Raw genomic sequence first — 15,712 nt, 5'->3', positions numbered from 1 at the left:
CCGGGCGTTTCGACGTAAGCCTTGCCGTAGGGATAAAAATTCTCCCTTGCGGCCCATTTTTGCACGTTAGTCGTTGTTAGACGTTGCGAGGCCGCCTTGCCGCGGTCTGTCTGCGCTCCGACCTAAAGAGCAGGAACCGCAAGAGGGAGATCTCGATGGACGATCAGGCGAGGCTGACGGCGCTCCAGCATCATTGGGACGCTTCGGACGCAAACGATTTCGAGGCCGAGCATGACATCTATCGCGAGGATGCCGTGCTCGATTATCCGCAGTCCGGCGAGCGCATTCGCGGCCGCCGCAACATTCAGGAGAGCCGCTTCGTGCAGCCGAACAGAAAGCGCTTCACGGTCCGGCGGATCGTCGGCGGCGGTGATCTCTGGGTGAGCGAATTCATCCTGACCTATGACGGGGTGCCGTCCTACGTCGTCAGCATCATGGAATTCCGCGACGGATCAGTGGCGCACGAAACGCAATATTTCGGTGACCGGTTCGATCCGTCACCATCGCGCGCGCATCTTGTTGAGCGCGTCGGGTAGGACCGATGCTCGCGCATACACTCCGTCATTGCGAGCGCAGCGAAGCAATCCAGACTCTTTCCGCGGAGGGATTCTGGATTGCTTCGCTGCGCTCGCAATGACGGCGCGGACGGAACCCCGATGCGGCTGCTGGTCGCACTGTTATCGCCTTGATTCTGGCTCACCCGGCTTTATGTCTGGGGAGAACAAGAATCCGGGCCCCTCTGGCGAGGACGCTGACTGTGTCAGCAAAACCTCGCGATGTCGGATGACCTGTCCCGCGCGAATGCGATGGATCGGCCGATCGTCGGGCCCTCTTAAGTTCTCTCCGACCAAATCGTCCCCATCGCAGCTCCGCGCGGTCATTTCGCAAGATAAGGGAGCGACGATGTCTGACGCCAACACTTCCAGTTCGATCGAACTCGAGATCACCGAGCCGCGCAGCTTCAACGAGCAGGCTGCGGCGGCGCTGGTGATCGCCGGTGCGCTGGTCGCCGTGGCCGATCGGCGCGTGTCGCCGGTCGAGCGCGACGAGGTGATCCGCTTCATCAGGGAACGCGGATTGGCGCCGCACATCAGCGAGGAGCGCCTGTTCTCCATGTTCGACGAGCTCGCCGAACGGCTCGAAGAGCCTGATTTCGCCAATGTGGTGATCGACACGCTGCGGCCGGTCTCGGACCTGCCGCTGTCCTCCCATCTTCTCGAGCTGTCGGAGCGTGTCGCCGCTGCGGACGAGGACGTGCATCCGCACGAGGTGCAGGCCATCAAGCTGTTGCGCCTGCTGACGCTGGTGTTGCCGCGCGCGAAGCCGGTCGGGCCGGCCGCGGTCAGTGCCGCCGAGAAGGCGTGAGCATGAGTGCTGCTTCGGACCAGCAAAGGGCGAGAGGCGAGGGCGCCGGCGGCCAACCGGCCGGCGGCGACCCGCGGCTTGACGCGCTCGTTCAGCGGCTGCCCTCGCGTCTTGCCGGCACTGTCGACTATCTGCTGCAACCGTCGAGCCGCTGGGTCCGGATTCCCTCGGGCGCGCTGCTCGTCGTCGGTGGCGTGCTGTCCTTCCTGCCGGTGCTCGGCATCTGGATGCTGCCGCTCGGCCTCGCGCTGCTCGCCGAGGACGTGCCGGCGCTGCGTGCGTCACGCTCAAAGGTCTTCGACTGGATCGAGCGCCGCAAGCCGCACTGGCTGGATCCGTCCGTACCGAAAAATGATCGAACATGACTGAATTCATCACCCCCGACGCGCTAACCGCGCTGCTGCAGGTCGTCCTGATCGACCTCGTGCTCGCCGGCGACAATGCCGTCGTCATCGGTCTCGCGGCCGCAGGCCTTCCGGCTGATCAGCGCCGCCGCGCCATCGTCGTCGGGATCGTCGCCGCGACCGCACTGCGCATCGTCTTTGCCGGCGTCGCGACCCAGCTCCTGCAAGTGATCGGCCTGCTGCTCGCCGGCGGCGTGCTGCTGCTGTGGGTGTGCTGGAAGATGTGGCGCGAGCTGCGCGAGCAGGCTGCGCATGCGAACCGGCCCGCGTTCAGCCATGCCGGTGGGGCGACCGCCGCGCCGGCGCCGCGGAAAACGTTCGGGCAGGCTGCGCTGCAGATCGTCGCCGCCGACGTCTCGATGTCGCTCGACAACGTGCTCGCGGTCGCGGGCGCGGCGCGCGAGCACCCCTACATCCTCGTCTTCGGCCTGGTTCTGTCGGTCGCGCTGATGGGCGTCGCCGCCGACCTGCTCGGCCGCGTGCTCCAGAAGCAGCGCTGGATCGCCTATGTCGGCCTCGCCATCATCGTCTACGTCGCCATCGAGATGATCTATCGCGGCTCGCTCGAGCTCGCGCCGGTTATCGCAAGTCTCTAAGTCCTGCTTTCGTTTTCCTGCCTTTGTTTCCCGGGAGTGATCCATGTCGTCTGAACCCCAAGCAGCTTCGGTCGCGCCTTCGCCGCAGCCGCAAATCGGCCCGTTCGCCCAGCTGATCTTCGGCTCGCGCTGGCTGCAAGTGCCGCTCTATGTCGGCCTCATCATCGCGCAGGCCGTCTATGTGCTGCTGTTCCTGAAAGAGCTCTGGCACCTGGTTGCGCACTCGTTCGACGCCAGCGAGCAGCAGATCATGCTGATCGTGCTCGGGCTGATCGACGTCGTCATGATCTCGAACCTCCTGGTGATGGTGATCGTCGGCGGCTACGAGACGTTCGTGTCCCGGCTCAACCTGAGCGGCCATCCCGACGAGCCGGAATGGCTCAGTCACGTCAACGCCAGCGTGCTCAAGATCAAGCTGGCGATGGCGATCATCGGCATCTCCTCGATCTCGCTGCTCAGGACCTTCATCGAGGCAGGCAATCTCGGTACCACCCGCAGCAACTTCACCGAGACCGGCGTGATGTGGCAGGTGCTGATCCACCTGACCTTCATCATCTCCGCGATCGGCATCGCCTGGGTCGACCGCCTCTCCGAAAATGGACATCGCAAGGAGAACGGTCACGCTTGAATGCGTGGCCCGGCCTGATCAGAGACGCCGGCTCCGTGCCAGCGGAAACGACGGCGGCGCTTCATCACGCTCCTTGCGGATAGGCCGCGCTCTCGCGGCGCTCGCGCTCGCCGAGTTCGCGTACGAGTTCCTGGAGGAAGGACTCGGTGAAAGCGGGCAGGGTGCGTTCGGCGCGGACATAGATGCCGAGATCCGACCACACCGGGCTTCCGCCGTTGTCGAGCGGCAGGAACACGAGCTGCGCGTCGCGCGACAGCCGGCCGATGCCGAGCTGGGTCTGGAAGGCGACGCCGACGCCGCGCGCGGCGAGCTCGCGCATCAGGTCAATCGAGTTGGCCTGGATCGCAGGCTCCGGCGTCTCGGAGAGCTGCGCGATCAAGGGCTGGAGCAGATGGTAGATCGACAGCTCCGGCAGCGCCTGGATGACGGGGAAGGCGAGGCATTGCTCCAGTGTCACCGTCTTGCGCCGCGCCAGCGGATGCTCGCGCGCAACGAGCGCGCCGAGGCGAAACCGTTTCAGCGCGACCTGCCGCAGGTCCGGAGGATGCCTGAGCGCGATGGCGATGCCGATATCGGCCTCGCCCCGGCGCAAGGCTTCGAGCACGTCGGAAGATCCCATGATTTCTGCGGTGAAGCTGACGCGCCGGGCACGGGTCCGGTGCGAGGCGATCAGATCCGGCAACACCGACTCCGTGATGGACTCGATGCAGGCGATGCTAACGGCGCCGTGCCAGGCGCCGGACAGGGACGCCACGTCCGAGCGGAAACGGTCGAGGTCCTGGAGCACGTTCATGACGTGGCGGGCGAGCATCTCGCCGACCGTCGTCAGGGTCAGGCCGCGCGCATTCCGCTCGAACAGAGGCGATCCAACCTCTTGTTCAAGCTTGAGAATCTGGCGGCTGACGGCGGACGAGGCGACGTTCAGGAGGCGCGCTGCGGCGCGGATCGAGCCGGTGCGGCGGACGGCATGGAAGTACTGGATGGATGGCGAGTGAAAGCGCATGAAACCCCCGGCGGCACTATAGCTGTTGCCGAAACGGCAGCAACATGTGCGAATTTCTCTGCCTTTTGAGAGCGCTGGTTTCGCCCTAGTGTCATGTGCCGTCGGGCCCTTTCGGGCCCGCGCGGCGATGCGCCCGCAACGATGCGGCAGGGGATTTTGGGGTGAACGAGAATATCGCTTGCGAGCTGGAGCACGGGCGGGATGCCCGTCTCGTCGATCGCCGCCGCGCTGCCGCCTATGTCGGCGTGACCGCCGGCCGCTTCGAGCAACTGGTGCGCGACAATGTCGTGCCGGCGCCGGTCATGGTCGACAACATGCGGCGCTGGCCGATCGCGTTGCTCGATGACGCCAGGGAAGCGGTCGGCAGCAGCATGCCGTTGCCGCCGGCGGCGAGGGCGGACGTCGAGACGCGTCCCAGCGAGCGCGACAGTGCGCCGTCTTTGCGTGAGCTGCCCGATCAGGCCTGGTTCGAGCAGCGCGCGAGCTTCGTGCAGCGCGTCCGCCGCTCGCTGCTCTCTGGCAACGAGATCCGCCTGCTGCGCGAGTTCAAGCTGCTCGGGCAGAACCAGATCAGCATGTACGGCTACTATGGCAGCTTCGAAGCGCTGATGGTGCGCGGCCACATCGTCGAGACCGACCGCAAGCCGCCATCGAGCCGTCCGCTGGTGACCTACCGCCTGACGGCGCAGGGCGAGCAGCTGATCACGGCGCTGAAGGACGAGCCGGTCTTCTGACCGGACGTAATAGTTCGGAGTCTCGCAGGCTGTCGAAATGCGATTCGATGTCCGGCTGCGTGTCGACGGCCGAGACAACGTGCCACCACGCCTCCAGCGCGCTGCGCTCGCAACTGACCTCTACGAGGATTTTCGTGAACGTGCGATGTCGCTCTTGAGCGCTTCCAGATCCTTGTGCACCGCGCGTGCGGCGTCGCGCTCGATCTTCCGGTAGCGCGCCACAAGCTTTTCGCCGAACGGCGTCAGCATTGCGCCGCCGCCGTTCTTGCCGCCGGCCTGGGGCTCGACCGCGGCATGTCCGCAGATTCGGTTGATCTCGTCCACGAGATCCCAGGCGCGCTTGTACGACATGTCCATGGCGCGGCCGGCCGCCGAGATCGAGCCTTGCGCGCGGATCTGCTCCAGAAGCTCGATCTTGCCGGGCCCGATCCGATCCTCGCCGTCGAGGTCGATGCGAAGGCTCAGCTGGGGAAGGGATTTGGCGCTCGCGCGCGACATGATGGGTCTCTTCGGCCAACTGCGGCGGAGATTGCCACTCTTGCCCGTCGCGGACAAGGTGAACGCGCCGGATATCCAGCATGGATCCCTTCCGGGCACCCTGGGGCATTGCGGCAACATCGGCGATTTTACGATTCAGGATCAGTACGTGTCCGCCGCAATCCAGGCGGCGATCGACGAGCGGATTCCCGTTGTGCTGTACCTCGACCCGTGACGCTGACTCCATCGTCGCCGCGAGCTTCGTTGCGGGCGGTACGCATTTCACAGCCTTCAATGGCGCCGTTGATGCCGCGAGGATGATCAAGGGGTGTTTGCTCCCTTGGCTTGGTCGTCCCCCACAAAAACGGTAGCACCTGGCGACGGCGTTCTTGATATTTCGCTGATCATCTTTGCAAGCTGTTTGAACTCGGCATCAGTGATGGGGCGTTCTGGCGTCGGTAACACCTCGTGTTGAGGGGGCCAGAGTTGGAGCACAAGAGGCCACCAGTGTGTGTTCGGCTTGAGATCTGAAAAGTACATGATCGAGCTGTCATCGAGTTTCGCGATCGGCACGTTCTCCTGTGAAGAGATTCCGTAGAAGAAGAGCCCGTCGAGACCGAGCGTCGTAGACTGGATGGTGTGATCTCTCGAAAAGGGCTTGTCAGGAGTGATCTTGGCAAGTGCTGAGTGATAGATCTCTAGGTGATGTTGTCCACCGGCCGCAAGATTGCCGATCCATAGCTTGACGTTTTCGGGCGGTCGCTGCGTCTCCATGAAGTCCCTTCGCTGGGCCGGCGATATGGCGACCCGGTCCTTTGCCAGGAATTCGGCGACCATCATGAGCATCGTTGCCCATTGAGCCAGGACCAATTGGCTATCCGAGGTCAGACCATCCCGCTTTCCTGCAAGGAGATTGATGATCAGTGGCTTGGCTTTGCCTTGAATGGCGGACATCCAACCATTGTTGCATGTGCTGCACACGCGCTTGATGACGATATCCTCGATGCTACCGAGGCGCGCCTGCTGTTTGATGATGAAAGTGCCTTCTTCATTTATGTCAGAGAGCCATTGCGAATGGCTGTTTTTGTCGTAGTTACGTACCTCCAATCGGCTCATCCACAAGGGCCAAAGGTGCTCGCCAGTCATACCGCGACCGTCGCAGAACATGCAGGTCCGTTTATCGGGTGTCGGAGTGGACATGGCGCCTCCTGTTTTTCGGCAATCGCATGATGGGCCAAGCGGCGGTTCTCTTAGGCCAGGCATCAAGTCTTCCGGACGAGAACATTCAGCATAGGCAGATGCTCGTAGGTGACACGCTGGCCTTGCGGTACGCCGAGCCGTTCAGCGAACAAACTGTCAACCGTTGGATGGAAGTTAAACTGATGCTGCATCAGCGGCGCCCGCTGGCTCTCGAGAAGAAGAGAGCATCGCTTGATCATCGTTTTTGCCGATAGAAGGTTGTCGACGTATTTCAGGGTCCCGCTCAGCTGGTCGCCCGGAAGGGACTCCCCTCCATCGGAGCTCGCAAACTCGGCCGGAAATCCCGAATTCGGAACACCGTTCGTCGCGGAAGGGCGCGTGAGCGGCACGTTGAAGTGGCCGAATACATCGGCCGGAAAATTCACGTAGGTCGAGTAGATACCGATTTTCCACCTGTCGAAGTCGAGCACCAAGATCGAGTGACCAAGCACGAAGGGCATGAGCACGTCGTGATTGGCGACGACAATGTGATAGATCAAACTCGCCATGTCCGCACGATTGAACTGGCCTATCCGCGCGAGAGAGTCTCGGGCTCGCGGTTTAGACAAATAGTGGGCCTCACCGAGATCAGGCAGCAGCATGCTGTAGACGAGGCAGAAAAGGGATTCCTTGGAGTCTTTGATGAATTGAGCGCTGGTGATCCGGCGTCCATCGGCCAAGCAAAATTCCCTGGTGATCGTCGTGCCGGCGCTATTGGGACTTCCGTGTATCGACAGTTTGTGCCGTCGAATCTCTATGTTCTTCGATCCAGCCTCCTCATCCTCAAAGTTCCTGGCGTTCTGCATCAAGATAGTCAAATCTCCGCTGTTGCGGTTCTGACGGACCGAAAACAGTGCGCGATCGACGCCCTCATAACCGACAACAACTCTGGTCTTGGGTTCCGATCCCATTTTGCGTTCCCCAGCTCCCGATTGATTTGCCGGAAAATAGAGCAAACTCACTGTGACCACCAGCGCGTGGCATCATCGCACCGCGTGCATCTCCAGAAACGCCTTCACGCCGGTCACGGTACCGGTATCCGATGGCACGTAGCCGGGCAGGGTGGCGACGGCGGCACGAAAATCGGCGCTGCGCATGATCTCGAGGATGCGTTGCATCGGCGCGGTCTCAAGGAAGGCGCGCTTGCAGACGAAGAAATAATCCTCGGTGAGGATGCGGATGAAGTCGAGGCCGAACTGGCGGGCGGCCGCCTCGACACCGAAGCTTGCATCGGCCATGCCGCTCGCGACGTAGGCTGCGACCGCCGCATGGGTGAACTCGATCTGCTGCGCGCCGTTGATCCTGCTTTCGTCGATGCTATGCGCGGCGAGCAATTGGTCGAACAAGAGGCGCGTGCCGGAATCATGGTCGCGATTGACGAAGCGGACGTTGGGCCGGGTGAGGTCATCAAGCGAGGCGATCCGCCGCGGATTGCCGCGCGCGACCATCAGACCCATCTCGCGCGTCACAAAACTGATGATGCGGTCCTCGCGCGGATCGAGCCATTCGCGCGCGGCCTTGATGCCCTGGGCGCGTAGCGCGCCATGCGGCAGATGCAGGCCGGAGAGGTCGCAGGCGCCCTGCGCCAGCGAGACCAGCGAATGCTGATTGCTGACATAGCGTAGATCGACGCCGATGCCCGGCTCGCGATCGAGGAATTCGCGCAGCTTGGCGACCGCAAAGCCGTGGCTGGCATGGACGCGGATCACGGAGGGCCGCTGTTCGAGGAACGGCTTGATCTCGCTCGCGAGCTCCTGGGCCAGGTTTTCGAGCTGCGGTCCGAGCCGGGCCTGCATGCGCTCGCCGGCCCACACCAGCCGCTCGCCGAATGGCGTCAGCTTCGAGCCCTTGCCGCGCCGGGTTTCGACCAGGGGCGTGCCGAAGAACTCGGTCCACTGCTCGATCAGATTCCAGACGTGCCGGTAGGACAGCTGCGCATCGCTGGCCGCGCTCGTGATCTTCCCGGTCTTCCGGATCTCGTTGAGCACGCCGATCATGATGACGGCGGTGCGCGGACTGCCTTCATGGCGAAACCGCCAGACAGCCTCGATCTCGATCTGAAGCATCGGCTCTCCTTATGAATTACGCTTCATATGCGGGGCGTCCATCGGCACATCATATCATATTTAACTCCAGCAAATAAGGGCTTAGCCTGGCATGCCAGAATCGGAGGAAATATGATGTCTGTTGCATATGACTTTGCCCACTCGCCGGCCAGCGAGTTCATGTCCCGGCCGCAGCATCTGCTCATCGACGGCCGCCGCGTCCCCGCGAGCTCAGGTCGCACCTTCAAATCTCTCAACCCCGCCACCGGGCGGGTCATCGCCACCATCGCCGAGGGCAACGAGGCCGATGTCGAGCACGCCGTGGCCGCCGCCCGCCGGGCCTTCGAAGGCCCGTGGCGCACGATGCGCGCCTCCGAGCGCGGCCAGATTCTGCTGCGCTGGGCGGACCTGCTCAAGCAGCACGCGGAACAAATCATCGAGCTCGAGTCGATCGACGCCGGCAAGCCGATCTCCGCGACGGCGCGCCAGGACTTTCCGGCTGCCGTCGACACGCTGATCTACTACGCCGGCTGGGCCGACAAGATCAGCGGCGACGTCGTGCCGGTCCGGGATGATGCCCTGACCTACACCGTGCGCGAGCCGGTCGGCGTGGTTGCGGCGATCGTGCCGTGGAATTTCCCGCTGATGATCGGCATGTGGAAGCTCGCACCAGCGCTGGCCTGCGGCTGCACCATCGTGATGAAGCCGGCCGAGCTGACCTCGCTATCGGCGCTGCGCATCGCGGAGCTCGCGCTCGAAGCGGGCCTGCCGGCGGGCGTCTTCAACGTCGTCACCGGTCCCGGACGTGTCGTTGGTGACGCGCTGGTCAATCACCCCGATGTCGACAAGGTCACCTTCACCGGCTCGCCCGGCGTGGGCCGTGGAATCATGAAGGCCGCGGCCAGCAACTTCAAGCGCGTCTCGCTCGAGCTCGGCGGCAAGTCGGCCAACGTCATTTTCGACGATGCGGATCTTGAAGCGGCTTCCAAGGCTGCGGCCTCCGGTATCTTCTTCAATGCCGGCCAGGTGTGCTCGGCCGGCTCCCGCGTGCTGGTGCAGGAGAAGGCCTATGACGAAGTCGTCGAACGTCTCGCCGCGCGCGCGAAGTCGATCAGAATCGGCGACCCGCTTGACCGCAAGACAGCGCTTGGTCCCGTGATCTCCGAGAAGCAGATGAAGTCGATCCTCGACTATGTCGATATCGGACGGGCAGAGGGCGCGACCCTCGTCACCGGTGGCGAGAAGGTCGGAGATCGCGGCTATTTCATCAGCCCAGCGGTGTTCGCGAATGTCGAACACGAGATGCGGATCTCACAGGAGGAGATCTTTGGCCCCGTCGTCAGCGTCATCAAGTTCAGGGACGAGGCCGATGCTTTACGGATCGCTAACGGCACGGCCTACAGCCTCGCTGCCGGCGTCTGGAGCCGCGATATCGGCAAGCTGCAGCGTTTCGCCAAGCGGGCGCGCGCCGGCACGGTCTGGATGAACACCTATGGCTACACCGACGTGCGCCTGCCCTGGGGCGGCGAGCGCGACTCCGGCCTCGGCCGCGAGCACGGCACTGCTGCGCTCGACAATTTCACTGAGCCGAAGGCTGTCTGGATGAATTTGGCCGTCTGATACCTCCCGAGCGGCCAATCCTGGAGCCCGCCTGATCCGTCCGGTCAGGCGGGCTCTCTTTTCGGGGATCGATAAAAGTGTCTGCAATCCGCTCACGCGCGGCAAACCCTGCGGACAAGAACCGAAGCGGCTTAAACCTCCGCTTTGGAACCGACATGCATCCTGCCTGCAAAAGGTTGGGGCATCAGCATGTCAGTTCTCAAGGAGATCGTCGCTGCGGTCGCAGGAGTCTACGCGCTCCTGTTCGTCTGCGACGCAGTGTTCGGCGTCGGCGAGGCGCGCTTCGACGACGCCTATTACAGCGCCAGCTACTACGCGCCGAAACCGAAGGAATTCCGCTTTGCCAGCGACACGCCACCGGCGACCCGCGTCAGCGAAGCCTTCGCGCAGTTCTCGGCGGCCGAAGCCAGGCCGAACAAGCGCTACTCGTCGCTGACGACGATCATCCGGTAATCGATTTTTCAGGTTTGCTCCGCTGTTCGACTACCGCCTGGATGCTGTCCCGCGCGTTGCGGGATCAGCAGCAGGCAGCCCACCATGAACGCCGCGATCACGGCCGAGGCCAGCGGCCGGCTCAGCGCGAGGCCGCCATGATCGAGCGGCTTGTCGAGGAAGTCGCCGACGGTCGCACCCAGCGGTCGCGTCAGGATGAAAGCGGCCCAGAACAACGTGACGCGAGAGACGCGGGTCCAGAAATAGAGTGCGGCGATGACGGCAAGCCCGGTTGCGAAGATCAGCGCGCCGCCGCGATAACCCATCTCGCCGGTATCCGCGATCCAGTCGCCGAGCGCGGTGCCGAGCGTCTGCGAGAAGGTGATCGCTCCCCAATAGAAGACCTCGACCCGCGGCGTGCTGACGCTGTTGACCGAGATCGTTCCCTCGGTGCGATACCAGAGACCAAGCACCAGCACGAGGCAGGTGAGAAGGAGCGTCGCGCCGCCGGTATAGCCGATGCCGAGCGAGCGGTCGGCGAAGTCGGCCATGGTGGTGCCGAAGGTCGTCGAGGCCACGATGGTCGTCCAGTACAGTGATGGATGGAATTTGCGCGCGCGGATCTGTGCGGCGACCAGCACGATCATCGCCGCCAGGAAAAGGCAGGTGCCCGCGAGATAACCCCAGTTCAGCGTCATTGTGACGGTGTCGCCGCCGGTCTCGCCGAGAGTCGTGGCGGCGATCTTGATGATCCAGAAGCCGAGTGTGACTTCAGGGACCTTGCTCTCGCTGACGAGGTTGCTCTTCGTGTAATCTTGCATGGTGTCCTCGTTGTCGTCTCAGGCCTTGGCGACGCTATCCATGATCGCGAGCAGATCGGCGATGGCCTGCTTGCATTTTGCAGCGTCCGGCGTGCCAGCGCGCAACGCCTCCAGCGCGCGATCGATCGCCTTGTCGACCGTGTGCCAGTCCGCCGCCGCACGCGGCTTCAATCCGGCTTCGGCCTCGTCCCATTTGGTCTCGAGATCCTTGATCCTTGTCTTGGCGCCGGGCAGGTCGCCCTTGTCGACCAGTGCGGCGACATCGACGACGATGCTGCGGAACGGCGTGAGATCGCCGAGCTTGGCGGTCGCGGCCTCCGCGAGCGGCACGAAGGTGAAGCGTTGGCTGGCATGCATGTTCGGTTCGCCCGTGAAGGTCGTCAGCAGGCAAACGACGACGGCGGGAATGAGTTTCATCATGTGGTTTCTCCTGGTGTGGCTCCTGCGTCCGTGCAGGCTGCGTTGAAACTGTGATTGGCGTTATTGCGCCGGACCGGCGCGGCGCGCGCCGTCGCCTTCGAACGTCACCCAGGCAACGAGGCCGACGATCACGGTGAGGAAGGCGATGCTGGTGTGGATCGTGCCGAGGCCCATGCCGCCATACTCGCGCGATTGTGACAGCAGATCGCCGAGCGAGGCGCCGAGCGGGCGAGTGAGGATGTAGGCGAGCCAGAAGGTGAGAACGGGATTGGCGCCGATGGTGTAGGAGAGGGCCACCGCCACGATCAGCGCGCCGAAGGCGACGACGCCGAGCTGAAAGCCGAGACCGAGTGCTTCGGTCGCAAGATCGCCGGCGGCGGTGCCGAGTGCGAAGGTGAACAGGATCGCGGTCCAGTAGAACAGCTCGCGTCGCGTCGTGACGATGCTGCGGATCGACAGTGTGCGTTCGACGCCGAACCAGACCGCAAAAGTCGCAGCCAGCGCGGAGGCGAAAACGGCGGTGCTGACATAAAGGCTGATCTCGAGCTTGTCTGTCAGCAGATCCGTGAGCTGCGTGCCGACGATACTGACGAGGACGACGGTGAGCCAGTAAATCCAGGGTACATAAGCGCGGCGGCTCAGTTGCAGCAGCAGCGCGGCGATCAGCAGGCCGGTCATGCAGATCGCTGTCAGGCTGGCGCCAAGGCCGACATGCACCGCGAGATAGTCGGCCCCGGTCTCGCCGACCGTGGTCGAGAGGATCTTGATGACCCAGAAGGTCGCGGTGACCTCCGGAACCTTGTTCAGCATCCGCCTTGCGCCAAAGCCTGAATGTTGCGACACGCCCAAATCTCCCAAAGCCGAAGTGATGTCGGAGCGTCGCGCAGGGGACTTAGCCCCGGCTTAGGGATGAGAAAATTCCGGGCAGGCTGGCCTTCGCCGCAATTTGGGCCTGCTGGCGTTTGCTAACTCTGCGCTAAGTCGGAATGGCCATGATCTTGACGGCCGGATGGCCAGCGGTTGAGGATCAAGTCTTGCGGGTTCTGCTGGTCGAGGACGACAGGATGATTGGCGCGGCGATCGAGCAGGCGCTGAAGGATGCCGCTTACGCCGTCGATTGGGTCAGGGACGGCGAGACCGCGCTGCTCGCCGCGGAAAGCGAATCCTACGAGGTGCTGCTGCTCGATCTCGGTCTGCCGAATACCGACGGCCGTGATATTTTGCGGCGGCTGCGTGCTGACGGCCGCAAGCTTCCCGTCATCATCGTGACGGCGCGCGATGCGCTTGACGACAGGATCGAAGGGCTCGATCTCGGCGCGGACGATTATCTCGTCAAGCCGTTCGAGATCCGCGAACTGCTGGCGCGGATGCGGGCGGTGCTTCGCCGTGAAGGCAGCGGTGCGCCCGCTGTGCTTGGCAACGGCAAGCTCAGTCTCGATCCTGCGACCCGCGAAGCCTCGCTCTACGGCCAGACGTCCATTCTGACCGCGCGCGAGTTCGCGCTGCTCCAGGCCTTGCTGACGCGGCCCGGGACTATCCTGTCGCGGAGCGAACTCGAGCGGCAGCTTTACGGCTGGAACGAGGAGGTCGAAAGCAATGCAGTCGAGTTCCTGATCCACTCCATCCGAAAGAAGCTCGGCACGGAGGCGATCCGTAACGTGCGCGGGATGGGATGGATGGTGGATCGGGGGCCATGACCAAGTCGTTGCGCGGCCGGCTGTTCATCAGCTTGACGACGATTGTCCTGCTGACAGGTCTTGTGGGGGGCGTGTTTGCGCACCGGTGGGCATTCGACGAAGCCATCGAGACCCAGGACTCCGTCCTGATCCAGATCGCAGATCTCGTTCGGGGCGGTGGTCTCACGGGAACTCAGGACCTCCATGGGGTCGATGAGGATTCCGAAGTCTGGTTGATGGAGCTGGGCAAGGCGCCGCAAGGCACGCCCGAGCAGCGCCAGCTGTGGCGGCTTCAGGACGGGATGCGCGACGCGACGCGAAACGGAAAGCCGATCCGCGTGGTGTTGCGGACGCGGTCCGACGGCAGCCGCTTTGCAGTGGCGCAGAGCACGGGCGTTCGTGATGAGATCGCGGGCGACATGGCGTTCCGTACCGTGCTTCCGATTGCAGCGCTCATCCCCTGCCTGATGCTGGTGATCGCCTTCGTCATCGCGAGATCGCTGCGCCCGATGGTGCGTCTGGCAGACGAACTCGATGCCCGGCCCGCGGATGACATGACGGCGCTCCCGCTTCACGGCCTCCCGAGCGAACTCAACCCGTTCGTGTCCTCGATCAACGGCTTGCTGCGCCGCGTGCACGACATGATGGAGCAGCAGCGCAGGTTCGTCGCCGATGCGGCGCACGAACTGCGGACGCCGCTCACCGCGCTGAGCTTGCAGGCCGAAAATCTCGATCAAGTCGAACTGCCGCCGGCCGCGCGCGAGCGCCTTGCGGCGCTTCGGCAGGGCATGCGTCGCAGCAAGCATCTCTTGGAACAGTTGCTGGCGCTGGCACGGCATGACGTAACGCCCTCCGATCGCGTCCAATGGGAGGTCGTGGAGCTCGATCGCACGGCGAGAAGGGTGATCGCTGATCTCTTGCGGGAGGCGATCGGCCGCGGCGTCGATCTTGGCTTCGCACGAGCTGAGCTTGTACCGGTGCGCGGTGAGCCTGTCATGCTCGCCGCCATGATCCGTAATCTCATCGACAACGCGCTCCGGTTCACGCCGGAAGGTGGCAGGATCGACGTGGCGATTTACCAGGACGACACGACGGCCGTGCTTCAAATCGAGGACACCGGGCCCGGCGTTTCCCCCGACGAGATCGGCCGGATTTTTGAGCCGTTCTTCCGTGGTCAGCGTCCGGAAGGCGATGGCGTCGGTCTCGGCCTCTCGATCGTGAAGCGGATCGTCGATCGGCTCGGTGGGACGATAGAAGCGGTGAACATGACGGAGGCTGGACGATCAGGGCTGCGGATCGTCGTCAAACTGCCCGCGGCCGCCTGACGATCACTCCCCCTGAATCCATTCCGCCAGGCCGCGCCACAGCGTGTCGCGGTGCTCGGTGCGGAAGAAACCGAAATGGCCGATCGCCTTGGCGCCGACGTCGGACGGCTTCACCGTCAGCACCTCCGGCTTGATCGCTGTGAAGCCTGCCGTGAGCAGCTCGACCGCCGGCCGCGTCGCCCAGGGATCGTCGGAGAAGCACAGCGCGCGCAGCTCGCCCTTGAATTTTGCGAAATTCGCCAGCGCCGGCAGTTTGGAATCGAACAGATAGCGCGGGCTCGAGACCCAGTCCGCCCATTGCAGGAAGACACCCTTGGGCAGATCCTCGCCGATGCCGACCCAGCCCGGCGCGTAGCCGAGTGCGTGGACCAGCGGAACGCCGACGAAATTCATGAATGCGAAGACGCGGTATTTCTCCGGCGACGTCATCAGCCGCCAGGTCGCGGCCTGCGAGGCCACGAACGCGGCGCGCGAGATGTCGGTGTTGTTCGCGATCAGCCCGAGCGCCTGGCCACCGAAGGAATGGCCGAAATAGGCAAGGGGGAGCGTGTTGTAACGCTCGCGCATCCAGCTCACCGCGGCGGTGATGTCGAGCGTGGCCCAGTCCGACATCGAGGCCTTGAAGCCGACCAGCGATTTCGGCTGGTTGTAGCCGACCATGGCCGGCAGGCGGGAGTCGCCGATGCCGCGATAGTCGTAAGTGAGGACCGCACAGCCGCGATGGGCGAGATAGGAGGCGAAGCCGCGATAGATTTTTCGCGGGACGGCGGTCGCCGAATTGATCAGGACGGCATGGCGCTTGGCGCCGCGCGGCAGGAACAGGGTGCCGGTCAGCGCATACCCGTCGGTCGCCGGGAAGCTGATCTCGTCGATGAAAACGTCGTCCAGTGCCGCGTCCATGGATCGAAGCTGTCTTGCCGGTTTCCT

Annotated in this window: 20 protein-coding genes; 11 read left to right on the top strand and 9 right to left on the bottom strand. The window is 63.6% G+C overall.

What is annotated here, in order from left to right:
- Positions 1-155 precede the first annotated feature (155 nt).
- From ABID59_RS26905 to ABID59_RS26885, 5 genes are all read left to right on the top strand, one after another.
- A complete protein-coding gene (locus ABID59_RS26905) occupies positions 156-536 on the top strand; it encodes a nuclear transport factor 2 family protein (RefSeq protein ID WP_148753163.1) in 381 nt (126 codons plus the stop codon).
- Positions 537-903: 367 nt separating this feature from the next.
- Positions 904-1,365: a tellurite resistance TerB family protein gene (locus ABID59_RS26900; protein WP_354085390.1), complete on the top strand. Its 462-nt coding sequence runs from the start codon at positions 904-906 to the stop codon at positions 1,363-1,365.
- A 2-nt stretch (positions 1,366-1,367) separates the two neighbouring features.
- Positions 1,368-1,730 carry a hypothetical protein gene (locus ABID59_RS26895; protein WP_354085389.1) on the top strand — a complete coding sequence of 121 codons (363 nt, stop codon included), beginning with the start codon at positions 1,368-1,370 and terminating at the stop codon, positions 1,728-1,730.
- Entirely contained in the window at positions 1,727-2,365 is a 639-nt protein-coding gene (locus ABID59_RS26890; RefSeq protein ID WP_354033842.1) for a TerC family protein, read from the top strand. The genes ABID59_RS26895 and ABID59_RS26890 overlap by 4 nt, the downstream gene beginning before the upstream one ends.
- Positions 2,366-2,408: 43 nt before the next feature.
- Positions 2,409-2,993 carry a TIGR00645 family protein gene (locus ABID59_RS26885; RefSeq protein ID WP_148753158.1) on the top strand — a complete coding sequence of 195 codons (585 nt, stop codon included), beginning with the start codon at positions 2,409-2,411 and terminating at the stop codon, positions 2,991-2,993.
- 64 nt (positions 2,994-3,057) lie between these two features.
- Here the strand turns inward: ABID59_RS26885 and ABID59_RS26880 are convergent, their stop codons facing one another.
- Complete coding sequence (locus tag ABID59_RS26880; RefSeq protein WP_354085388.1) at positions 3,058-3,996, bottom strand: LysR family transcriptional regulator; 939 nt, start codon at positions 3,994-3,996, stop codon at positions 3,058-3,060.
- A gap of 161 nt (positions 3,997-4,157) precedes the next feature.
- On the opposite strand from ABID59_RS26880, the gene ABID59_RS26875 reads away from it, so the two are divergent.
- On the top strand, positions 4,158-4,730 hold the full coding sequence (locus tag ABID59_RS26875) for a hypothetical protein (protein WP_354085387.1): 573 nt from the start codon (positions 4,158-4,160) through the stop codon (positions 4,728-4,730).
- Between the two features lie 120 nt (positions 4,731-4,850).
- On the opposite strand, the gene ABID59_RS26870 is transcribed toward ABID59_RS26875, so the two are convergent.
- Positions 4,851-5,228, bottom strand: coding sequence for a winged helix-turn-helix domain-containing protein (locus tag ABID59_RS26870; protein ID WP_354085386.1), 378 nt, complete (start codon positions 5,226-5,228; stop codon positions 4,851-4,853).
- On the opposite strand from ABID59_RS26870, the gene ABID59_RS26865 reads away from it, so the two are divergent.
- Entirely contained in the window at positions 5,209-5,442 is a 234-nt protein-coding gene (locus tag ABID59_RS26865; RefSeq protein ID WP_354085385.1) for a hypothetical protein, read from the top strand. The two genes, ABID59_RS26870 and ABID59_RS26865, sit on opposite strands and share 20 nt — an antisense overlap.
- A gap of 86 nt (positions 5,443-5,528) precedes the next feature.
- Here the strand turns inward: ABID59_RS26865 and ABID59_RS26860 are convergent, their stop codons facing one another.
- The 3 genes from ABID59_RS26860 to ABID59_RS26850 form a co-directional block, all read right to left on the bottom strand.
- On the bottom strand, positions 5,529-6,407 hold the full coding sequence (locus tag ABID59_RS26860; RefSeq protein ID WP_354085384.1) for a hypothetical protein: 879 nt from the start codon (positions 6,405-6,407) through the stop codon (positions 5,529-5,531).
- Between the two features lie 62 nt (positions 6,408-6,469).
- Positions 6,470-7,408, bottom strand: coding sequence for a hypothetical protein (locus ABID59_RS26855; protein WP_354085383.1), 939 nt, complete (start codon positions 7,406-7,408; stop codon positions 6,470-6,472).
- Between the two features lie 21 nt (positions 7,409-7,429).
- The gene (locus ABID59_RS26850; RefSeq protein WP_354033846.1) at positions 7,430-8,512 is read right to left on the bottom strand and encodes a substrate-binding domain-containing protein; all 1,083 of its coding nucleotides are present in this window, start codon (positions 8,510-8,512) and stop codon (positions 7,430-7,432) included.
- A gap of 114 nt (positions 8,513-8,626) precedes the next feature.
- Between ABID59_RS26850 and ABID59_RS26845 the strand changes: the two genes are divergently transcribed.
- On the top strand, positions 8,627-10,111 hold the full coding sequence (locus ABID59_RS26845; protein WP_354085409.1) for an aldehyde dehydrogenase family protein: 1,485 nt from the start codon (positions 8,627-8,629) through the stop codon (positions 10,109-10,111).
- Positions 10,112-10,300: 189 nt separating this feature from the next.
- Entirely contained in the window at positions 10,301-10,564 is a 264-nt protein-coding gene (locus ABID59_RS26840) for a hypothetical protein (RefSeq protein WP_354033848.1), read from the top strand.
- Between the two features lie 8 nt (positions 10,565-10,572).
- On the opposite strand, the gene ABID59_RS26835 is transcribed toward ABID59_RS26840, so the two are convergent.
- The 3 genes from ABID59_RS26835 to ABID59_RS26825 all read right to left on the bottom strand — a co-directional run bounded on the left by ABID59_RS26835 (position 10,573) and on the right by ABID59_RS26825 (position 12,594).
- The gene (locus ABID59_RS26835; protein ID WP_354085382.1) at positions 10,573-11,364 is read right to left on the bottom strand and encodes a COG4705 family protein; all 792 of its coding nucleotides are present in this window, start codon (positions 11,362-11,364) and stop codon (positions 10,573-10,575) included.
- 18 nt (positions 11,365-11,382) lie between these two features.
- A complete protein-coding gene (locus ABID59_RS26830; protein WP_246230039.1) occupies positions 11,383-11,721 on the bottom strand; it encodes a hypothetical protein in 339 nt (112 codons plus the stop codon).
- 123 nt (positions 11,722-11,844) lie between these two features.
- Entirely contained in the window at positions 11,845-12,594 is a 750-nt protein-coding gene (locus ABID59_RS26825) for a COG4705 family protein (RefSeq protein WP_354085408.1), read from the bottom strand.
- Between the two features lie 224 nt (positions 12,595-12,818).
- Here ABID59_RS26825 and ABID59_RS26820 point away from each other — a divergent pair, with 224 nt between their 5' ends.
- The gene (locus tag ABID59_RS26820) at positions 12,819-13,481 is read left to right on the top strand and encodes a response regulator transcription factor (RefSeq protein ID WP_148753150.1); all 663 of its coding nucleotides are present in this window, start codon (positions 12,819-12,821) and stop codon (positions 13,479-13,481) included.
- An 8-nt stretch (positions 13,482-13,489) separates the two neighbouring features.
- Positions 13,490-14,785, top strand: a complete 1,296-nt coding sequence (locus tag ABID59_RS26815; RefSeq protein ID WP_354085381.1) for an ATP-binding protein — start codon at positions 13,490-13,492, stop codon at positions 14,783-14,785.
- A gap of 3 nt (positions 14,786-14,788) precedes the next feature.
- Here ABID59_RS26815 and ABID59_RS26810 read toward each other — a convergent pair whose 3' ends face one another.
- The gene (locus ABID59_RS26810; protein WP_354085380.1) at positions 14,789-15,685 is read right to left on the bottom strand and encodes an alpha/beta hydrolase family protein; all 897 of its coding nucleotides are present in this window, start codon (positions 15,683-15,685) and stop codon (positions 14,789-14,791) included.
- Between the last annotated feature and the right edge of the window lie 27 nt (positions 15,686-15,712).

The sequence above is a fragment of the Bradyrhizobium sp. S3.3.6 genome (assembly GCF_040546905.1).
GTDB lineage: Bacteria > Pseudomonadota > Alphaproteobacteria > Rhizobiales > Xanthobacteraceae > Bradyrhizobium > Bradyrhizobium cytisi.
This window is presented reverse-complemented; position numbering and strand designations above follow the sequence as displayed.